This window comes from Caballeronia sp. LZ032 (assembly GCF_031451315.1).
In the GTDB taxonomy this organism is placed as follows: Bacteria; Pseudomonadota; Gammaproteobacteria; order Burkholderiales; family Burkholderiaceae; genus Caballeronia.
On the sequence record NZ_JARUXP010000001.1, the window covers coordinates 3,066,681 to 3,086,532 of the forward strand.

Genomic DNA, 19,852 nt, shown 5'->3' on the forward strand with positions numbered 1-19,852 from the left:
CGGTTGATGCGTCAGGTCGCGGGCGCCGCACGGATGCGCGGGCATCGGTGCGGACGCGGGTCGCCGCCCGCGGTTAATAGCGGTAGTGGTTCGGCTTGAACGGACCGTTCTTGCCGACGCCGATATAGCCGGCCTGCTCGTCGGACAGCACGGTCAGTTCCGCGCCGATGCGGCCCAGATGCAGGCGCGCGACCTTCTCGTCGAGATGCTTCGGCAGCACGTAGACCTTGTTCTCGTACTTGTCGCCCTGGCAGAACAGTTCGATCTGCGCGAGCGTCTGGTTCGTGAACGAGTTCGACATCACGAAGGACGGATGGCCCGTTGCGCAGCCGAGGTTCACGAGGCGGCCTTCAGCCAGGATGATGATCTTCTTGCCGTCCGGGAAGATGATGTGATCGACCTGCGGCTTGATGTTGTCCCAGGTGTACTGGCGCGTCGAGGCGATGTCGATTTCGGAGTCGAAGTGGCCGATGTTGCAGACGATCGCGTTGTTGCGCATGGCCTTCATGTGATCGTGGTTGATCACGTGATAGTTGCCGGTGGCGGTCACGAAGATGTCGGCCTTGTCGGCGGCGTATTCCATCGTCACGACGCGGTAGCCTTCCATCGCGGCCTGCAGCGCGCAGATCGGATCGATTTCCGTGACCCACACGGTGGCGCCCAGACCGCGCAGCGACTGCGCGCAGCCCTTGCCCACGTCGCCGTAACCCGCAACCACGGCGACCTTGCCGGCGATCATCACATCGGTGGCGCGCTTGATGCCGTCCACGAGCGATTCACGGCAGCCATACAGGTTGTCGAACTTCGACTTCGTGACCGAATCGTTGACGTTGATGGCGGGGAACGGCAGGCGGCCTTCCTTTTCCATCTGATACAGGCGGTGCACGCCCGTGGTGGTTTCTTCCGTCACGCCCTGGATGTGCGACAGGCGCGTGGAATACCACGTCGGATCGGCATCCAGATGCTTGCCGATGGACTTGTACAGCGCGACTTCTTCTTCGTTGGTCGGCTTGCTGATGACCGAGCGGTCCTTTTCAGCCTTCGCGCCGAGGATCAGCAGCAACGTGGCGTCGCCGCCGTCGTCCAGGATCATGTTGGCGAATTCGCCGTTCGGCCATTCGAAGATGCGGTGCGAAAATTCCCAGTACTCGTCGAGCGATTCGCCCTTGAACGCGAACACCGGCGTGCCGCCTGCGGCGATCGCGGCGGCGGCGTGATCCTGCGTCGAGAAGATGTTGCACGATGCCCAGCGCACGTCCGCGCCCAGCGCCGTGAGCGTTTCGATCAGCACGCCCGTCTGGATGGTCATGTGCAGCGAACCGGCGACGCGCGCGCCCTTCAGCGGCTGCTGCGCCTTGTACTCTTCGCGCGTCTGGATGAGACCCGGCATTTCCGTTTCGGCAATGTCGAGTTCTTTCCGGCCCCATGCGGCCAGCGACATGTCGGCGACGACGTAATCCTTGGAATCCTTGGAATCGAGAACTGCGGCGTTCATCACGCCCTCCTTTTCTAAAAAGACTAGAAATGTTGACGTGAGCGCCGTTCGAATGCGGGGGCTCTGGGGGGCATTGCACATGCCTTCGAACCGTCCGGATTGAATGCTCCGAGCCTGGCGGGCGTTTTGAAAGCCCGTCGCAACGCTCCTCGGAAGCGAACGCCGATTGTAGCAAAGACTCGTCGGACGAAGGCGCAACGGCCGCGCGCCGAAGCGGGTTTTTGGCGGGCCGGTGCGAGACTGCCGGGCGGCGTTTCGGGATCAGAAAGGAAGGATGGACAAGAGCGGCGCGAGCAGGACCATGGCGACGCCCGCGATCATCATCGTCAGGCTCGCGACGACGCCTTCCTCGCTGCCGAGCTCACGCGCCTTCGCCGTGCCGACGCCATGCGCCGCCGCGCCGAACAGCGCGCCGCGCGCGAGCCGCGTGCGCAGCGGCAGGAGCGCCAGCACGATTTCGCCGAACAGCATGCCGCACACGCCGGTGGCGATCACGAACAGCGCGGTGAGGTCCTTGGGCGCATGGATCTTGTCCGACACGGCCAATGCGAACGGCGTGGAGACGGAGCGCGTTGCGAGGCTGCGCTGCAGTTCCGGCGACAGATGCAGCAGCTTGGCCAGCGCCAGCGAGCCGCCCACCGCCACCAGAATGCCGACCGTCACGCCGACGGTCAGCGAGATCCAGTGCCGCTTGATGAGCGTGCGGTATTCGTAGATCGGCACGGCGAAGGCCACGGTGGCAGGGCCGAGCAGCCACATGAGCCAGCGCGTGTCGGCGAAGTAGACCTGGTACGGAATGCGGGCCATCACGACGATGATCCCGAGCACCACTGGCACCGCCAGCAGCGGCGTGAGCCACGGACGCCGGAAGCGTGCGTAGAGCTGCTTGGCCGCGAAGTACAGCGCCACGGTCAGAACCAGGCAGCCCGCCGCGATCAGACGGGCGGAATCGTCGGCGAACAGGGATTCGTAGAAGTGGTTCATGGCGGCGCTCGGGGTGTTCAGGCGCGGGCGGCGTGCCGCGTGACGAGCGCGCGGCGCAATGCGAGACGCCGCTCGAGACGCGCGGCGCGATCGACGGCGAAGGCCACCGCGACCATCACCATCAGCGTTCCGCCGACCACCACCAGCGCGAGCCGCCAGCCGTCTTCCAGAAACAGGCCGCCGTACTGGACCGCCGCGACGGCGGCCGGGATGAAGAACAGCAGCATGTCCGCCAGCAGCCAGTCGGCGCCGGCCTTGACCCAGCGCGGCGCGATGCCGCCGCAGAACAACAGCGCCAGCAGCGCGACCAGCCCCACGACGCCGCCCGGAACCGGCAGCGACAACTTGCGCGCGACAAAATCCGCGGCGGCCCAGATCGCGGCCAGCACTGTCGATTGCAGTGCGACGCGCACGAAGCGGCCAAACGCGCCACGGGCGTTGCGGGTTTGGGCGGGGCTGGCGAGGGCGGCGGACATGGCGGTCTTCTCGGGGTTTTGGCGTTGAACTAGGGTTAACCTGTAGACCGAGTATATGGGCGCCCCAAACATAATAAAAATGACTTAACCTTATTCAAATCATTCCAATCCGGAATCCGGGAGCCGACGATGGAACTACGCGCTTTGCGGTACTTCATCGAAGTGGTGAAGCAAAAGAGCTTTACCGCCGCCGCCGAACACATGTTCGTGACCCAGCCGACCATCAGCAAGATGGTGAAGGCGCTGGAGGACGAGGTCGGCTCGCCGCTGCTGCTGCGCGAAGGCCGTCAGATGGTGCTCACCGATGTCGGGCAGATCGTCTGGCAACGCGGCGCCGAAGTGCTGGCCGCGCACGCGCGTCTGGAAGCCGAACTGAACGATCTCGGCACCTTCGGTCGCGGCACGCTGACCATCGGCATTCCGCCGATGGGCGGATCGCTGTTCACGCCGGCCATCGCCGCGTTCCGGCAACGGTATCCAAAGGTCGAACTGAAGCTGTTCGAGCGCGGCTCGAAGGCGATCGAGGCGGCGCTGCTCGACGGCGAACTGGAACTGGGCGGCGTGCTGCAACCCGTCGATGCCGACCTGTTCGACGTGCTTCCCGTCAGCCGCCAGCTGCTGTGGCTGGTGGCGCAGAAGGGCTCGCGCTGGGACGACGCGCAGGAAGTCGCGCTCGCCGATCTCGCCGCCGAACCCTTCGTGTTCTACGGCGAAAGCCTCGCGCTCAACGATGTCGTGCTCGCCGCGTGCCGCGACGCGGGTTTCGCGCCGACCATCGTCGGGCGCAGCGGGCATTGGGACTTCATCTCGGCGCTGGTGCAGGCCGGCATCGGCATTGCGTTGCTGCCGGCGCCGTATTGCCGGCGGCTGGACGCCGAAGCGTTTACGTGCCGGCCGGTGGTCAAGCCGGAGATCCACTGGGACATGGCGCTCGGCTGGCGTCGCAACGGCTATCTGTCGCATGCGGCGCGCGCGTGGATCGAGGTGGCGCGCGAGATGCTGCCCGCCAATCTCGACCAGGACTTCATGGCCGACGGATTTTCTCGCGGGCGCCGTGGCAAGCCGGCCGAATAGCGGCGCGCGGTGAACCTGCACAGCCTATGATTTGTTGAGTATCCGTCGAGCGGGACCGCGCCTGCCCGCCGACAACCGGCGCGGCCCGTCCGGTGCGCGCCGCGCCCAGGAGACCGAAGATGTCCGCGACTTCGCCCGCCTCATCCGACACCGCTGCTCTGCCGTTCCAACAAACCCACGAAGTCACCAATCAGGTCGAGCCGCTCGTCGGCTATGACGCATTCGCCTTCGATCACGCGCTCGTCGCGGCGCTCCGCCGCGAGGGCGCGCAATGGCACGCGGAGGCGCTCTCGAACGATGGCATGGCGCTGACGCAGCCGGATGTCGTCGCGCTCGCGGAGCTGGCTAACCGGCACGAACCGGCGCTTTCGACCCACAGCCCGCGTGGTCAACGCATCGACGCGCTGGAGTTTCATCCGGCCTGGCACGAACTGCTGCGGCGTCTGCGCCGGGCGGGCGCGCACGCGATGCCGTTCGAGCCGTCCGCGCAGCCGGGATCGATGGCCGCGCGCTGCGCCGCGTATTTCCTGCACGGGCAGCTGGAATCGGGTTCGCTTTGCCCGATCACGATGACCTTCGCCAGCATTCCGGTCTTGCGCAACGAGCCCGACCTGTACGCGCGGCTTGCCCGGCCGCTGCTGTCGCGTGAGCACGATCCGCGCGACATTCCCCTGGAAGCCGGCAAGCATTCGATGATGATCGGCATGGGCATGACCGAGAAACAGGGCGGCTCGGACGTGCGCAGCAACCGCACGCGCGCGCATGCGCTGGGCGCGCCGGGACGCGGCGGCGCCTATCGGCTGATCGGGCACAAATGGTTTTTCTCCGCGCCGCAATGCGACGCCCATCTCGTGCTCGCGCGCACCGAAGAACAAGGCGGGCTGTCGTGTTTCTACGTGCCGCGCTTCCAGCCGGATGGCCGCAAGAACGCGGTCGAGGTCCAGCGGCTGAAGGACAAGCTCGGCAACCGCTCGAACGCGAGCAGCGAAGTGGAGTTCCGCGATGCCTACGGCGTGATGATCGGCGAGGAAGGACGCGGCGTGCCGACCATCATCGAGATGGCGAACTTCACGCGGCTCGATTGCGTGATCGGCAGCGCGGCGCTGATGCGCGCGGCGCTCGTGCAGGCGATCCACCACGCGCGGCACCGCAGCGCGTTCGGCGCGCCGCTCGTCGATCAGCCGCTGATGCGCAACGTGCTCGCCGACCTCGCGCTCGAATCCGAAGCGGTCACGGTGTTGTTCATGCGTCTCGCGGGCGCGTTCGAGGACAGCACGGCGCCGGGCGGATCGGCGCAAGCGCGCGCGTGGCGGCGCATCGTGACGCCGGCCGCGAAGTTCTGGGTGTGCAAGCGCGCGCTCGAATTCACCGGCGAGGCGATGGAAGTCTGGGGCGGCAACGGTTACGTCGAAACCGGGCCGATGGCGCGCTTCTACCGCGAGGCGCCGGTCAACTCGATCTGGGAAGGCTCGGGCAATGTGATGTGCCTCGACGTGCTGCGCGCGTTCGAGCGCGAACAGGACGCCGCGCACGCGCTGCTCGCCGACTGGAACGCGACGGCCAGCGCGCATCCGGCGCTGGCGGGCGCACTGGCGTCGCTGATGAAGCTATTGACCGGCGATCCGGCGGCGCGCGAGGCATCGGCGCGGCGCATCGCGCAGCAGCTGGCGCTGTGCGCGCAGGGTGTCTTGCTGGCGCGGCATGCGCCGCAGGAAGTGGCGGATGCGTTCATCGAGACGCGCCTCGGCGACGCGCGGGGCGACACGGGGCGGGTCTACGGCACGCTGCCGGCGCGCTTCGATCACGCCGCGCTCGTGAACCGCGCCTTCGCGGCGTGAAAGCGTCGGCGGTGAAGGATCAACGCAGCGCGCGCCCCGCTTCGCGCAACGGCTCCTCGTTTTCCAGCCGATACACCCACGACAGCAGTTCCGCGACCGCGTGATAGAGCGCAGGCGGAATGTGCGCGTCGAGATCGACCTGCATCAGCAGCGACACCATTTCCGGCGACTCGTGCACATACAGCCCCGCCTCCTTCGCGCGCTGCACGATCATCTCCGCGACCATGCCGTAGCCCTTCGCGACCACGCGCGGCGTCGCATCGCGATTGCCCGCCTCGTAGGCGAGCGCCGTGGCCTGCATGCGGGTGTACGGCGGCGGCCCCGACTGGTTCTGGTTCATGCCGCGCCTCCCTCGCCCGCTGCCGGACGCAACAGATGCTCGAGCGGCGACCTGACCGGCTTCCTGTCATTCGGTTCGCCGGAGATGGCGAGATCGGTGGAGCCGTCCATCGAACGGACCGACAGCGACGCCAGCGCCAATCCCGCCGCTTCCAACTGGCGCGCGAAGGCGGGGCCGTCGGTGGCGAGACGGCGCGCGCCCGCGTCGCCCGCCTTGATGCGCGCGACCAGCTTGTCGCCGGTCAGCACCAGCTCGGCGTCCACGGTGCCGAGCGCCGGCAGCGAAAGCGTGATGCGCGTGCGCCAGGCGCGCTCTCGTCGGCGGCGTCGTCCAGCGAGCGGTGATCCCGCGGTTCGCGGGCAATCTCCCACTCGAAGCGCGTGCCGGGCCAGGCTTCGCCCTGCCAGCGGAACTGCTGGTTCGCGAGCACGTCGAGCTGCTGGCGCACGACATTGAGGGTGGCCGGATGAATGCCCGCATCGGCCGACGCCTGCAGCGCCGAGTTGTGTTCGCTCGGCCGCGCGGCCGGGGCCGACGCGGCGCTCGTGCCGTATGCGTTGTTCGCGCCCTGTGAACTCGACAGCATCGCGGCCGGCGCATCGCGCACCGACGCGGCGAGCGCGGCCGCCTGCTGCGGCGTCTGCGGCGTCGCGACGCCGCGCGCGGGGAAATCGGGCAGATCGGGCAAATCGGGGGAATCCGCGGCGGCGGCTTGCGGCGCGCGGGCGTCGTCGAGGCCGGTGTCGCCGGTGGCGGCCGGGCTCAAGGCATCGCTGACGAAGTCGAGCGGCAAGGCGCGCGTGCGGGCGTCGACGCGCGCCTGCGGCTCGTTGCCGAGCGACGCGCTGCTGCGCTGGCCCGCCAGCCATTGCACGAGGTGCGATTCGTAGAAGAGTCCGCTTTCGTCGACGGTCTTCGCCAGTTCGGTGGCGAGCACGCCTGCCGGCAGCGGCGGCAGATTCTGCGTCGCGGCGCGCGCCGCGGCGACCGCGGCGGCGTTGGAGGAGAAAGCGGTGTCGAAGAGTCCGGTCGAAAGCGCCGCGAACGCGCTGGCGGGACGGGGCGGCGTCGGCCAGAGCGGGGCGTCGCCGGTGACGGGCGGCGTCGCGCCGCCAAAACGGGAAATCACGTCGAGCGTGCGCGCCACGCTGGAGAAAGCGGTCTGCGTCGATGGCGCCGGCGCGAGGCTGGCTTGCGGCGCGCCGCCGACGAGCGACGTATCGGCCGGCGTGCCCGTCTGTCCGACGCTCGCGCCGGTGACGCCGCTGCCGCTCACGCCGTTCGGCGCGCGAAGGGCGGACATCAGGAGCTCGGTTCGGTTGGCGAGCAAGCTTGCGATCGCAGTATCGAGTCCACTCATGCCCACATCCTCAAGTACGCTGTGACCGGCTTCCGGCCAGGCGCAGTTGCGCTCAGCGCAGTCCCATCATTTTTTTCAGTACGCGCGCCGGGCTGTTGACCGTGAACAGCGCGGACAGGCGCGCGAGGCTCGGCGACGTCAGGTCGCGGATCGCGGCGTCGTCGGCCAGGATCTTCTTGACGAGATCGAGCTTGCGGGCGCGGGCGCTTTCATCGAGCTCCGAGCCGGAATCCACGTCCTTCAGCTGCTCGATCAACTCGCGGTAGGTGCCTTGCAACGTCTTCAGTTCGCTCCATTCGCCGCCGCGCGCGGCCACGAGCATCTGGCCGGAAACCGCCGCAATGGCTTCGTAGTGGGCGAAATATTCTTGGGTCATCTTCATTCTTTCGAGGCAATCGACGCAGCCTTCCGTCATACGGGCGCCGCGGTCATTTGAGCCACTTCCGGTGCGATGCCCACCCACGCCTCTTCGAGCGTCGCGAGCAAGTTGTCGACTTCCACGAGCATCGTCTCGTCCTGCTTCAGGTTCGCTTCGAGCAGCCGGCGCGACATATACGTATACAGCGCGTCCAGCCGTTCGGCGATCTCGCCGCCCGCGTCCTTGTTGAGCGCCTGCTGCAAGCCGCTCTCGATGATGCTGATGGCCTTGCCGATCGCCATCCCCCGACCGCCGATGTTCTTCTGCTGGATGTGCATGCGCGCCTGCGCGATGGCCTGGCGCGCGCCCTGATACAGCATCGTGATCAGCCGGTGCGGGCTCGCTCCCATCACCCCTGTCTGGACGCCCACGCGCGCGTAGGCGTTGGCTCCGGCGTGTCCTGGGGAATACATCTCTTGCTTCTCCTTTTACGATGCCCTGCTGCGATCCGCTGTCTGTCCGGTTTCGGGCCTGCTGCAAACCGGCGCCGGCGCCCGATTCGCTCGCCGGGGCGAGCGAATCGTCGTTCGCCGTGCTGTTATGGGGGTTATCGGAGGAACGCGGCAAAGCTTTAGGACGCAAGGCTCAGGAGGCGGCGACAGGATCGGAAGAGAGACCGTGAACGGTTCGATTCCAGGCTTGACTGCGCGTCAGACCGAGATCTGCATGACGTCGTTATAGGCCGAGACGAGCTTGTTGCGCACCTGCAGGCCGAATTGCAACCCGACGTTCGCCTTCTGCATGTCCACCATCACGTCGTTCAGCGACACGTTCGGCGAACCGATTTCAAACGCATGCGCCTCGCCGAGCGCCTTGGTCTGGTTGTCACTGATCTTGTCGATCGAGGTTTTCAGCGCGTCGGCGAAGCTGCTCACGCTGGCCGCGCCCGACTGGCCGCCTGTGACGGCGCCCGTCGCCACGTTAGCAGCGCCCGCGGCGGACGTTCCGCCGGCGGCCTGCGACGCCATCGACTGGATGGAGGAGAGCGCGGCCGAGAGCGGATTGATCGGAAAGTTCATATTGACTCCGGAAATCAGTGATAAGCCGGCGGACCGCGTCCGAAGGCGGGACGGCCCGCGCCGCACGGGAGCGGTGGCCTGGGTTCGGCGCCGCCATGACGGAGGTTCACCGAGTACGAAAAAGCTTAGCAGCGGGTGTCGTTTCAAAGCGCGGGAAGAACGGGGAAAACCCCGCTCTGTTCGCTGAATCGAGTTGCAATCTTCTGCGGATAATCCCCATCGTGAAAAGTCCACTGCCGCCGTTCAAGAAGCCCGGCGGCCGCGGTGGAAGCGAAAGATTCGGAGCCTCGACGCTAAATGGAAACGCCCAATAACTCACTCATCACGCCCGATGCCAGACTGGGCCTGGCGGGCGCACAACCCGGCACAGCCGGAACGGCAGGCCCGGGCCTCGCAGGCGGCGCCGACTTCGGCGGCTTCGCGCAGCGCGTGCCGATGCTCAACCAGTTCCGCTCCAACCCGCGGGTGCCGCTGATCGTCGCCGTCGCCATTCTGGTGATGGTCGTCGCGGGCCTCGTCATGTGGTCGCGCCAGCCGGACTACCGCGTCCTCTTCTCCAATCTCTCGGACCGCGACGGCGGCGCAATCGTTGCCGCGCTCCAGCAGGGCAATATTCCCTACAAGCTCTCCGACGGCGGCGGCGCGATCCTCGTCCCGGCCGAGCAGGTTCACGAAACCCGCCTGCGCCTCGCGAGCCAGGGCCTGCCGAAGGCCGGTTCGGTCGGTTTCGAACTGATGGACAACCAGAAGTTCGGCATCAGCCAGTTCGCCGAGCAGGTCAACTACCAGCGCGCGCTCGAAGGCGAACTGGAGCGCACCATCGGGTCGATCTCGTCGGTGAAGTCGGCGCGCGTGCATCTGGCCATTCCGAAGCCCAGCGTGTTCGTGCGCGACAAGGAACTCCCGACCGCCTCCGTGATGGTCAACCTGTATCCGGGACGCGTGCTCGACGAAGGCCAGGTGCTGGCGATCGCGCACATGGTGGCGTCGGGCGTGGCGGACATGCCGGTCAAGAACGTCAATATCGTCGATCAGGACGGCAACCTGCTCACCAGCCAGAGCGTCGCCAACGGCCTCGACGCCTCGCAGCTGAAGTACGTGCAGCAGATCGAGCACAACACGCAGAAGCGCATCGACGCGATCCTCGCGCCGCTGTTTGGCGCCGGCAACGCCCGCTCGCAGGTCAGCGCGGACATCGATTTCTCGAAGCTCGAGCAGACCGCCGAAAGCTACGGCCCGAACGGCAACGCGCAGAACACCGCGATCCGCAGCCAGCAGTCGAGCGAATCGAGCGAAACCTCGGGCAGCGGCGCATCCGGCGTGCCGGGCGCGCTCTCGAACCAGCCGCCGCAAGCCGCCTCCGCGCCCGTCGATGCCGCCGCGTCCGGCGCAGCCGGCGCGGGCGCGAAGTCCACGCCGAAGAACGAGCGCAAGGACACCACGACCAACTACGAAGTGGACCGCACCGTGCGCCACTTCGAGCAGGCGACCGGCGGCATCAAGCGCCTGTCGGTGGCGGTGGTCGTGAATTACGAGAAGAAGGTCGACGCCAAGGGCAACGTGACGATGACCCCGCTCGCCGCCGACAAGCTCGCGCAGGTGCAGCAGCTCGTGAAGGACGCGATGGGCTTCGACGACAAGCGCGGCGACTCGGTGAACGTGGTCAACAGCGCGTTCTCCGCCGACCTGAACGTGACGCCGGACGTGCCGTGGTGGAAGACGCCGGAGTCGATCGGCATGGGCATCCAGGCGGCGAAGTACCTGGGCATCGGCATCGTCGGCCTGTTCCTGTACTTCAGCATGGTGAAGCCGGCGATGCGCCGTGCGTTCCCGCCGCCGCCCGAAATGGCGCCGTCGCTGGCCGCACCGGACGAACTCTCGCTGCTCGACGGCCCCGCGGCCGGCGGCGACAAGAAGGACGATGAAGACAAGGATGCCGAGGTGAGTCTCCTCGGTCACGAAAGCAAGAAAGCCAAATTCGATCGCAATCTCGACTACGCGCGCATGGTCGCGCGTCAGGACGCGAGAATCGTTGCGACGGTCGTCAAGAACTGGGTGTCCGATGAACGCTGAAGGCCTGAATAAAGCCGCGCTCCTGCTGATGTCGATCGGCGAGGAAGAAGCCGCCGAAGTTTTCAAGTACCTCGCACCGCGCGAAGTGCAGAAGATCGGCGCGACCATGGCGGCGTTGAAGAACGTGACGCGCGAGCAGCTCGACAACGTGCTGACCGAATTCGTCAGCGAGGCGGAGCAGCACACGGCGCTGTCGCTCGATTCGAGCGAGTACATCCGCTCGGTGCTGACCAAGGCGCTCGGCGAAACCAAGGCCGGCGCGCTGATCGACCGGATCCTGCAGGGCAGCGACACGAGCGGCATCGAAGGCCTCAAGTGGATGGACTCGGGCGCGGTCGCGGAACTGATCAAGAACGAGCATCCGCAGATCATCGCGACGATCCTCGTGCACCTGGACCGCGATCAGGCGTCGGAGATCGTCTCGCTGTTGACCGACCGTCTGCGCAACGACGTGCTGCTGCGCATCGCGACGCTCGACGGCATCCAGCCCGCCGCGCTGCGCGAACTCGACGACGTGCTGACCACCCTCCTCTCCGGCAGCGACAACCTGAAGCGCGCGCCGATGGGCGGCATCCGCACGGCGGCCGAGATTCTCAACTTCATGTCGAGCAACCATGAGGAAGGCGTGATCTCGAACGTCCGCGAGTACGACGCGGAACTCGCGCAGAAGATCATCGACCAGATGTTCGTGTTCGAGAACCTGCTCGACCTCGAAGACCGCGCGATCCAGCTGCTGCTGAAGGAAGTGGAGTCCGAGACGCTGATCGTCTCGCTGAAGGGCGCGCAGCCGGCGCTGCGCCAGAAGTTCCTGTCGAACATGTCGCAGCGCGCCGCCGAACTGCTTGCGGAAGACCTCGATTCGCGCGGTCCGGTGCGCGTGTCGGAAGTGGAGCAGCAGCAGCGCAAGGTCCTGCAGATCGTCCGCAACCTCGCGGAAAACGGCCAGATCCAGCTGGGTGGCAAGGCGGAGGATGCGTATGTCTGACGCCCGCGCGCACAAGGGCCCGGACAAGGCTCCGCTCTCGGCGTACCAGCGCTGGGAGATGGCGTCCTTCGATCCGGTCAACGTCAAGGTCGACAACAGCGCGGCGGAACAGGCCGCGCTCGAAACGCATCTGCGCCGCGTCGAGGAAGACGCGCATGCACAGGGACTCGCCAAGGGTCACGTCGCGGGCCAGGCGCTCGGCTATCAGGCCGGCTACGAACAAGGCCAGGCGAAGGGTTTCGAAGACGGCCGCAAGGAAGCGCTGGCGCAGGCCGCGCGTCTCGCCGAAATCGCGGACAGCTTCAAGACCGCGTTGCAGGCGGCGGATGCGGCCATCGCGGAAGCGCTCGCCGAACTGGCGGTCGATATCGCGCAACAGGTCGTGCGCCAGCATCTCGCGCTCGATCCGACCGCGCTGGTCGCGGTGGCGCGCGAGGTGATCGCGGCGGAACCGGAACTGTCGGGCGCGCCGACGCTGATCGTCAATCCGGCCGACATGCCGGTCGTCGATGCCTATCTGAAGGATGAACTCGAAGGCGCCGGCTGGACCGTGCGTCCCGACCCGATCGTCGAGCGCGGCGGCTGCAAGGCGCATGCGGCGACGGGCGAAGTCGACTCGACCAATGTATCGCGCTGGGAGCGCGTCGTGGCTGCCCTCGGGAGACACAAGCCGTGGTAAATCAACCCGCATCGTCGGCCGTGCATCCGCACGCACATTCGCACGCCCACCCGCACGCGCACCGCATCACGCAGGACGGCCTGAGCGCGCTCGAACAGGAACTCGCGCGCGCGTCGTTCGGCCCGCTCGCCGCCGATGAAGCCGCCGACGAGCCCACGCCCGAGGAACTCGCCGCGCGCACCATCGCCGAACTCGCCGATATCGCCGGCAATCCGCACATCGACGCGTGGCGCGACAAGCTCGACGCCCTGCGCACGCGCAGCGCGCTCGCCAAGCCGCTGCGTCCGTGCGGCCGCCTGACGCGCGCCGCCGGCCTCGTGCTCGAAGCGGTCGGCCTGAAGATGGGCGTCGGCTCCGAATGCATGATCGAGCTGCCGCCCGGCAGCGCGATTCCGAGCGCCGAAGCCGAAGTCGTCGGCTTCTCGGGCGACAAGCTGTTCCTCATGCCGACCACCGAAGTGGCCGGCCTGCTGCCGGGCGCGCGCGTCTATCCGCTCGAAAGCGCGCCGATCAACGATCCGATGGCGGGCGCCAAGCGCCTGCCGGTCGGCTGGGAAATGCTCGGCCGGGTGGTCGATGCATCGGGCCGTCCGCTCGACGGTCTCGGTCCGCTCAACGCGCGCGTCGACGCGCCGCTGTCCGCACCGGTCATCAACCCGCTGAACCGCGAGCCGATCCACAAGGTGCTCGACGTCGGCGTGCGCGCGATCAATTCGCTGCTGACCGTCGGACGCGGACAGCGCATGGGCCTGTTCGCGGGTTCGGGCGTCGGCAAGTCCGTCCTGCTCGGCACGATGGCGCGCTACACGAGCGCGGAAGTGATCGTGATCGGGCTGATCGGCGAACGGGGACGCGAAGTGAAGGAATTCATCGAGCAGATCCTGGGCGAAGACGGCCTCGCGCGCTCGGTGGTGGTCGCCGCGCCCGCCGACGTCTCGCCGGTGCTGCGCATGCAGGCCGCCGCCTATACGACCTCGCTCGCCGAATATTTCCGCGATCAGGGCAAGCACGTGCTGATGCTGATGGATTCGCTGACGCGTTACGCGATGGCGCAGCGCGAGATTGCGCTGGCCATCGGCGAGCCGCCCGCGACCAAGGGTTATCCGCCGTCGGTGTTCGCGAAGCTGCCGGCGCTTGTCGAGCGGACCGGCAACGGCCCGGAGGGCGGCGGCTCGATCACCGCGTTCTACACCGTACTCACAGAAGGCGACGACCAGCAGGACCCGATCGCCGATTCGGCCCGCGCGATTCTCGACGGCCACATCGTGCTGAATCGTTCGCTGGCGGAAGCGGGTCACTATCCCGCGATCGACATCGAACAGTCGATCAGCCGCGCCATGACCTCGCTCATCGACGACCGTCATCTCGAGCGCGTGCGCCTGTTCAAGCAGATGTTGTCGCGTTACCAGCGCAACAAGGACCTGATCAACGTGGGCGCGTACTCGAGCGGCCGCGACCAGCTGCTCGACCGGGCGATCGCGCTGTATCCGCGCATGGAGTCGTTCCTGCAGCAGGGTTTCAGGGAGCAGGCGCCATTCGAGCCGAGCATCGAAATGTTGAATCAACTTTTCGAATAGTTTTCGACTAGTATCCACTTTATTAGTCAGACAAAAACGAAAGACCATACGGGACCGTCACGCCATGTCCAAGAATCTGCCGATCAACACCCTCATCGAACTCGCGGGCGAAGAACTCGACGCCGCGACGAAGAAACTCGGCAAGCTCCAGCAGGAGCGAAACGACCTCGAAGCGCAGTTGAATTCGCTCATCACCTATCGGGACGAGTATCACGCTCGCTTCACCGCTTCGGCGCAGCAGGGCACCACGGCGCAGACGCTGCGCAATTTCCAGGCGTTCGTCGACACGCTCGATTCGGCGATCGCGCAACAGCGCACGGCGCTGTTGATGGCCGATCAGCGCATCGAAGCCGCCAAGCCCGACTGGCGCATGAAGAAGCAGAAACTCGGCAGCTACGAAGTCCTGGCCGCGCGCGGCGAGGCGATGCTTGCCAAAAAGGCGGCGCGCGTCGAACAGCGCGAAGCCGACGAACACGCGGCCAAGATCCTGCGCATGCGCGCCGAGCGCGCGTCGTCCTGACCGATCAAACATTCCCACCGATTTCCAGAGGCTACGCATGTCCTCCGTTTCTCTCCTTGGCGCGCTGTCGGGCGCCTCGTCTTCGAGCAAGACCACGGCGCAGCGCGTGGCGAGCGCGGGGGCGTCGTTCGGCCTGACGCTGCAGGGCATCACCGACCGCGCCAACGCCGACGCACAGGCCGCCCGCGCGCTGGCCGACTCGGCGCAGCAGTCGGACGACACGTCGAGCGTGCACGATGCGCCCAAGCCGGACGACCGGTCCGACGCGGCATCGAAGAGCGCCGACGCCACCGATGCGCAGGGCGCGTCGCAAACCAATCAAGCCGATGCGGGCGCGAAGACGGGCGCAGCGGCTCGTCCGGGCAAGTCCACGACGGCCGATGCATCGAAGCCGGCCGCGCAATCCGCAGGCTCCGCGCAGGATGCGGCGGCGGCCTCGCAGGCCAAAGCCAAGGCGCTCGCGGATGCAGCCAATGCCGACGATGACACTGACCCGACGCTCACGGACCTGACCGATGCGGCCGCCGCTGCTGCGACGAGCGCCAGCGACGACACGAAATCCACCGACGGCACGCAAAAGAGCGGCGATGCGAAATCGGCGCAGGACGCCTTGCAGGCGGCGCTTGCTGCGCTGAACCAGCAGACGCCCGCCGCACTGCCGGTGAACGTCGCGACGGGCGCGGCCGGTGCGGCGCGCGAAGCCGGCAAGGAGGGGGACGAACAGACCGGTCTGTTCGCGAAGGGCGGCAAGGGCGCGGGTCTGATCGGACTGTCTTCGGCGGCAAATGCAAGCGCCGACGCCCACGCGGCTACCGCGCAGACCGATGTCGCGGCGCTCGCCGGCGGTCAGGCAGCGACGGCAATGCCCGCCGATGCCGCGACCGCCGCGTACAAGCAGGCAGCAGACGCCGCTGCCCACGCGGTGGCGATGCAATCGGCGACGGGCAGTTCGGCCGTGTCCGGCACGCAAGGCTCGATGGCGGCTTCCACCAGCGCAGCAATCGAGCCGCATGTCGGCGCTTCCGGCTGGGACGATGCGTTCAGCCAAAAGGTCGTGTTCGTGTCGAAGTCCGATCAGCAAAGCGCGGAACTGACGCTCAATCCGAAAGACCTGGGGCCGCTGCAAGTCACGCTGCAGGTTTCCGAGAATCACGCGCACGCGTTGTTCGTGTCGCAGCATGCGCAGGTGCGGGAAGCGGTCGAAGCCGCGATGCCGAAGTTGCGCGAGGCAATGGAAGCGAACGGCATCAGCCTCGGCAGCGCGTCCGTTTCCGATGGCTCGGCGTTCGCGCGGCAGTCGCAGCAGCAAAGCGGTGACGGGCGTTCGGGATCTGGGAGCGCGCGTGGTACGAGCGGGATTGGCGGTGTCGGCGGTATCGACGATGGAGGCACGGCCAGCGTGACTGTGCCGGTACGGCGCACGGTCGGACTGGTCGATACGTTTGCGTGACCGGGCCAGGTCGCGTCGGGGTTGCGGCGCGACGCTTACTTCCAGCCCTCTCGATTGCTGCTGAAGTCGACAAACATCCGGTGATCAGTGAAGAAGCCGATGCCGATGATGGTTCTCTGCGACTTCGCGCGATCAGAAAACCGGGTGACAAAGGGCGGCCTCTCCTCCGCCCGATAGCTGTAGTTGAACGGCGAGTCCGCCAGCGTCAAGGTTTCCGCAGCGACTGCGGGAACGCCGCCCCTGGGGCACCGAGAATCTCATGATCGGCGTGCCGGAATCAAACAGGACCTTGGTCTTGAAACTCGCGCCGGAGTCGGAGTCGCTGATGGTGAAGCCGGCCACGTTGGGGACGCATGCCGTCACACCGTGGTCCGATCCAGTCATTCTACGGGGCGGCGGACAGATCAACGGTATGGATGCATAAGCTTGCTCGTCCGTCTCACTCAGTCCCACCGTCAACGCCGGTTGAAAACTGCATCCCGTCATCGTGGCGGTAATGGCGCATTTCGGATCGAGCGCCGCATTGCCGAGCGAGAAGCCCGCATTCACGCCTGCAGCGTCATTCAGGTAGCGCAGCACGCTCACGAAGTCGCAGCCGTTCGCATTGATGGACTGCAGCGAGCAGATGTTCAGGCTGCCAGATGGGGCGGCACCAGGTGCCAGGACAGCGCTGGCAGCGGGGTCGATACCGAACGTGCCGTGCCACGCCAGGTGCAGCGGTCGGCCATTGCTGTCGAGCGTTCTATAGCTGAACAGGACTGGCATCAGATTCGTGGTCAGTTCGCCATGCCCGCCGAACCTCACCGTGGCGAAACCGATATTGCCGTAGTCGGTGTGGGCGCCGCCGCCGAAGATCTTGGATACCTGCACATTGGTTACGGTGATGCCGTGATAAGTCAGCGTGTTCTGCCCGGGCGGAAACACGAATCCGTCGGTGCTGACCATGGTCGCGGGAAATACGTCCTGTGCGTCGATGATCATGCCGGCCGAACCGGTGTCCAGCACCAGCGGGGATGGCGCTGGCAGGGTTTCTGAACCAAGTGCGATTACCGGAATGATGAGCCTGCTCTGTGGCTTGTCCAACGATCCGCCCAACAATGATCCGTAGACCGTCACCGCGGTCGGCTTCGTGACAGTGCTTCCGCCTGTCACACCCTGCACTGTGCCGGGCGCGTTCTGAACGGCTGGTGCTGACGCAGGCGCGGGCGCGGATGCTGGCGTCGGCGGCGACGTTGGTGCAGACGCGGGTTCCGATGCAGGCGCCGGTGCAGAGGCAGGCGTCGGTCCTGACGCAGGCGCAGTCGGACCGCTCGAAGTCGACGGCCCGGTGCTGGCGGCCTGCGGCGAGTTGCTGCTTCCGCCGCACCCGGCCAAGGCCAGGACGAGCATGAGGATCAAGGCGAAAAACGGCGTGCGTCCCGGTGCGTTTCTTTTCATGGTGGCGTTTAGTCAGCGTAGCAAGCTAATCAGAACCGGACGCCAGTCACGCCCAGACCGATTGCTTTCACGTTGCGGCCTATCAAAATCTGTCGCGCGTCTCAAATTAAAATGTTTCGAAAAATTTCAAGGCGGTAGCGGCGGGGAATTGTCGAACTTTCAATTCTTTTTTTCATTCAAGATAGAACAGAAGCTCGCCGATTTGATCGACTAGTCCGTTTGCTTGATCCGGTATTGGCGAACGCCTTTCACGCCCGTGCAATGGGCTTTTCCATATACTCATTGCTGTCGAAGGCGCTGCTCCAGTAACGCTCGCAGGCGCGATTGTATCGAATCCGCATCGCCTGATGCATTCGTTTCTGCGTGGCGAACATTGAGCAGATTTAGAAAACCCATCTGATCCAAGGCGGTCCGAGAAAATCATGACGTTTTGAAAAGTGAAAGGCGCGCTTAAAATTGCGCCTGAATTGAATCAACCAAATACTCATTGACTCATGTTGAAATCAAGGCTCAAAGTATTTTCATTCATTGCATCCGCGTTATTTTCCGGATTAACGCACGCAGCCGCAACTGATTATGCAGGCGCTTACGTCAAGCTCAACGTCAATAACAGTTATCTTTGCGCGGGTGCGCTCGTCAGCAGTGACGTCGTGATTACCGCGGAGCATTGTCTGACCGAACCAAGCTCGGTGACATCGATCAGCGTGTCATACGGCAGCGCGTTCTCTTCTTCCCAGGAAGCCGCGTCCACTGTGGAAAACACAGGCTGGGTAAGAATCCCTGGCATCGATGTCGCGCTCATCAAACTGCAGCGTCCGGTCTCCTCGAGCGGGACGCAGACTCTGAAACTTCCCCAAAAGTGCCCGTCGCCCAAGATCTCGGATTTCGCGAACGATCCTGTGGTGGTGTATCGCCAGACGCCGAAGTCTCTGATCGTAGCCGGCGCCTTGCAGCTTTTCGGAGCCGCAATGTTGCCGCAGAGCGAATACGTCACAACACCGATCACCTTCAACAGCGTCGGCCCGAATTCTCTACTTGCGGGTACTTATTGGGCGGTGCAAACAGTCTGGTTCTATGGCGACTCCGGCGGACCGCTCGTCGATAGCAACGGCATCCTCGTGGGCACGGTCAGCAACGGCGGTCTGCCGCTGGAATACGCCGCCGCGACCTGCACGGTTTCAGACTACATCCAGGCTGGCATCACCGCGTTCGATGGAAACGCCTCGTCGGATCCGGCGACTTCAACGACCCGCGCCGCTTCGGGCACCACGACCCAGTCGCCCTTCGGATCCGCACCGCAATCCACATCCGGCACGACGCAAAGCTCGTCATCGGCGCTCGCCAGCATCATCGAGGCGCTTGCCAACACCTTCTCCAGCCTGTGGAGCGGTTCGTGACGTCTGGCCGACCTGACCAGGCCTGAAGCGCGGGGCGGCCACGCACCGCCCCGCACCCCCTCCTCCCTTCCCCCAAATAGCCAAAAGTTTTCCGTCAAATCCCCGTTAACCGGTCTAACCACGCCCGACCCAAGGGCTCCATCAATCAGATGGAATAGCCCCTAATCCCCCCTCTGTTCGACCCATCGCTTTACACCGCGATAGCCAACAATTCACCCTATCGAAAGAGGCACGCATTCATGGCTACCACGACCGCAAACCAGCAACCCATCGTTCCCGCCAAGGGCGGCAAGTTCAAGAAGATCCTGATCATCGCCATCGGCGCGATGGTTCTGCTCGGCGCGGGCGCAGGCGGCGCCTACTTCTTCCTCGGCAAGAACCATGGCCCGGCCAAGCCCGCTCCGGAGCCGCCGCCCGTGTTCTTCCCGCTCGATTCGCTCACCGTGAACCTCCAGTCCGACGACGGCACCATGCACTACCTGCGCGCGGGCCTCACGCTCAAGCTGCACGACGAGAAAGTGCAATTGCTGGTCACCGAGCACATGCCCGAAGTCCGCAGCCGCGTGCTGCTTCTGCTTTCGGGCAAGCGTCCCGACGACCTCGCCACCGTCGACGGCAAGAAACAGCTCGCCAACGAACTGCGCGCCGCCGTCGAAACGGCCGCGAGCACCGCTGAAAAGCCGGTGCGCGTCGAGGAAGTGCTGTTCACCGAGTTCGTCGTTCAGTAACG

Annotated in this window: 21 protein-coding genes and 1 riboswitch; of the genes, 11 read left to right on the forward strand and 10 right to left on the reverse strand. The window is 65.7% G+C overall.

Annotated features, from left to right (window positions below; all coding sequences use genetic code 11):
• Positions 1-73: 73 nt before the first annotated feature.
• From ahcY to QCE69_RS14410, 3 genes are all read right to left on the reverse strand, one after another.
• Complete coding sequence (gene ahcY, locus QCE69_RS14400; RefSeq protein WP_309810667.1) at positions 74-1,495, reverse strand: adenosylhomocysteinase; 1,422 nt, start codon at positions 1,493-1,495, stop codon at positions 74-76.
• 32 nt (positions 1,496-1,527) lie between these two features.
• Positions 1,528-1,653: riboswitch (S-adenosyl-L-homocysteine riboswitch) on the reverse strand.
• Positions 1,654-1,756: 103 nt separating this feature from the next.
• On the reverse strand, positions 1,757-2,479 hold the full coding sequence (locus tag QCE69_RS14405) for an LrgB family protein (protein ID WP_309919095.1): 723 nt from the start codon (positions 2,477-2,479) through the stop codon (positions 1,757-1,759).
• Between the two features lie 17 nt (positions 2,480-2,496).
• Complete coding sequence (locus QCE69_RS14410) at positions 2,497-2,955, reverse strand: CidA/LrgA family protein (RefSeq protein WP_309931286.1); 459 nt, start codon at positions 2,953-2,955, stop codon at positions 2,497-2,499.
• Between the two features lie 129 nt (positions 2,956-3,084).
• On the opposite strand from QCE69_RS14410, the gene QCE69_RS14415 reads away from it, so the two are divergent.
• Together QCE69_RS14415 and QCE69_RS14420 are read left to right on the forward strand one after the other, a co-directional pair.
• Positions 3,085-4,029 (forward strand): LysR substrate-binding domain-containing protein, encoded by a 945-nt coding sequence (locus QCE69_RS14415; protein ID WP_309810676.1) that lies wholly within the window; start codon positions 3,085-3,087, stop codon positions 4,027-4,029.
• Positions 4,030-4,148: 119 nt separating this feature from the next.
• Positions 4,149-5,867: an isovaleryl-CoA dehydrogenase gene (locus tag QCE69_RS14420; protein ID WP_309931288.1), complete on the forward strand. Its 1,719-nt coding sequence runs from the start codon at positions 4,149-4,151 to the stop codon at positions 5,865-5,867.
• A gap of 19 nt (positions 5,868-5,886) precedes the next feature.
• Here QCE69_RS14420 and QCE69_RS14425 read toward each other — a convergent pair whose 3' ends face one another.
• The 6 genes from QCE69_RS14425 to fliE form a co-directional block, all read right to left on the reverse strand.
• The gene (locus QCE69_RS14425; protein WP_309931289.1) at positions 5,887-6,207 is read right to left on the reverse strand and encodes an EscU/YscU/HrcU family type III secretion system export apparatus switch protein; all 321 of its coding nucleotides are present in this window, start codon (positions 6,205-6,207) and stop codon (positions 5,887-5,889) included.
• Positions 6,204-6,470 (reverse strand): hypothetical protein, encoded by a 267-nt coding sequence (locus QCE69_RS14430; protein WP_309919102.1) that lies wholly within the window; start codon positions 6,468-6,470, stop codon positions 6,204-6,206. Before QCE69_RS14430 ends, QCE69_RS14425 begins: the two co-directional genes overlap by 4 nt.
• On the reverse strand, positions 6,449-7,510 hold the full coding sequence (locus tag QCE69_RS14435; RefSeq protein WP_309931292.1) for a flagellar hook-length control protein FliK: 1,062 nt from the start codon (positions 7,508-7,510) through the stop codon (positions 6,449-6,451). Before QCE69_RS14435 ends, QCE69_RS14430 begins: the two co-directional genes overlap by 22 nt.
• Positions 7,511-7,619: 109 nt before the next feature.
• Positions 7,620-7,949 (reverse strand): flagellar protein FliT, encoded by a 330-nt coding sequence (locus tag QCE69_RS14440; protein ID WP_309810684.1) that lies wholly within the window; start codon positions 7,947-7,949, stop codon positions 7,620-7,622.
• Positions 7,950-7,978: 29 nt separating this feature from the next.
• Entirely contained in the window at positions 7,979-8,398 is a 420-nt protein-coding gene (fliS, locus tag QCE69_RS14445; protein WP_309810687.1) for a flagellar export chaperone FliS, read from the reverse strand.
• A 237-nt stretch (positions 8,399-8,635) separates the two neighbouring features.
• On the reverse strand, positions 8,636-9,004 hold the full coding sequence (fliE, locus tag QCE69_RS14450; protein ID WP_309931294.1) for a flagellar hook-basal body complex protein FliE: 369 nt from the start codon (positions 9,002-9,004) through the stop codon (positions 8,636-8,638).
• A 297-nt stretch (positions 9,005-9,301) separates the two neighbouring features.
• Here fliE and fliF point away from each other — a divergent pair, with 297 nt between their 5' ends.
• The 6 genes from fliF (at position 9,302) to QCE69_RS14480 (ending at position 16,288) form a co-directional block, all read left to right on the forward strand.
• Positions 9,302-11,077 carry a flagellar basal-body MS-ring/collar protein FliF gene (gene fliF / locus QCE69_RS14455; protein ID WP_309919108.1) on the forward strand — a complete coding sequence of 592 codons (1,776 nt, stop codon included), beginning with the start codon at positions 9,302-9,304 and terminating at the stop codon, positions 11,075-11,077.
• Entirely contained in the window at positions 11,067-12,062 is a 996-nt protein-coding gene (fliG, locus tag QCE69_RS14460; protein WP_309919111.1) for a flagellar motor switch protein FliG, read from the forward strand. Before fliF ends, fliG begins: the two co-directional genes overlap by 11 nt.
• Positions 12,049-12,741: a flagellar assembly protein FliH gene (gene fliH, locus QCE69_RS14465; protein ID WP_404984622.1), complete on the forward strand. Its 693-nt coding sequence runs from the start codon at positions 12,049-12,051 to the stop codon at positions 12,739-12,741. The genes fliG and fliH overlap by 14 nt, the downstream gene beginning before the upstream one ends.
• Before the next feature lie 65 nt (positions 12,742-12,806).
• Positions 12,807-14,318, forward strand: coding sequence for a flagellar protein export ATPase FliI (fliI, locus tag QCE69_RS14470; protein ID WP_309811739.1), 1,512 nt, complete (start codon positions 12,807-12,809; stop codon positions 14,316-14,318).
• A gap of 64 nt (positions 14,319-14,382) precedes the next feature.
• Positions 14,383-14,838 carry a flagellar export protein FliJ gene (gene fliJ, locus QCE69_RS14475; protein ID WP_309810704.1) on the forward strand — a complete coding sequence of 152 codons (456 nt, stop codon included), beginning with the start codon at positions 14,383-14,385 and terminating at the stop codon, positions 14,836-14,838.
• A gap of 37 nt (positions 14,839-14,875) precedes the next feature.
• Positions 14,876-16,288 carry a flagellar hook-length control protein FliK gene (locus tag QCE69_RS14480; RefSeq protein ID WP_309931296.1) on the forward strand — a complete coding sequence of 471 codons (1,413 nt, stop codon included), beginning with the start codon at positions 14,876-14,878 and terminating at the stop codon, positions 16,286-16,288.
• A 132-nt stretch (positions 16,289-16,420) separates the two neighbouring features.
• On the opposite strand, the gene QCE69_RS14485 is transcribed toward QCE69_RS14480, so the two are convergent.
• Positions 16,421-17,371, reverse strand: a complete 951-nt coding sequence (locus QCE69_RS14485; RefSeq protein WP_309931298.1) for a hypothetical protein — start codon at positions 17,369-17,371, stop codon at positions 16,421-16,423.
• A 244-nt stretch (positions 17,372-17,615) separates the two neighbouring features.
• Between QCE69_RS14485 and QCE69_RS14490 the strand changes: the two genes are divergently transcribed.
• The 3 genes from QCE69_RS14490 (at position 17,616) to fliL (ending at position 19,850) form a co-directional block, all read left to right on the forward strand.
• Complete coding sequence (locus tag QCE69_RS14490) at positions 17,616-17,939, forward strand: hypothetical protein (RefSeq protein ID WP_309931300.1); 324 nt, start codon at positions 17,616-17,618, stop codon at positions 17,937-17,939.
• Positions 17,940-18,219: 280 nt separating this feature from the next.
• Complete coding sequence (locus QCE69_RS14495) at positions 18,220-19,122, forward strand: trypsin-like serine protease (RefSeq protein ID WP_309931301.1); 903 nt, start codon at positions 18,220-18,222, stop codon at positions 19,120-19,122.
• 239 nt (positions 19,123-19,361) lie between these two features.
• Positions 19,362-19,850, forward strand: a complete 489-nt coding sequence (gene fliL / locus QCE69_RS14500; RefSeq protein WP_309810727.1) for a flagellar basal body-associated protein FliL — start codon at positions 19,362-19,364, stop codon at positions 19,848-19,850.
• Positions 19,851-19,852: the final 2 nt, after the last annotated feature.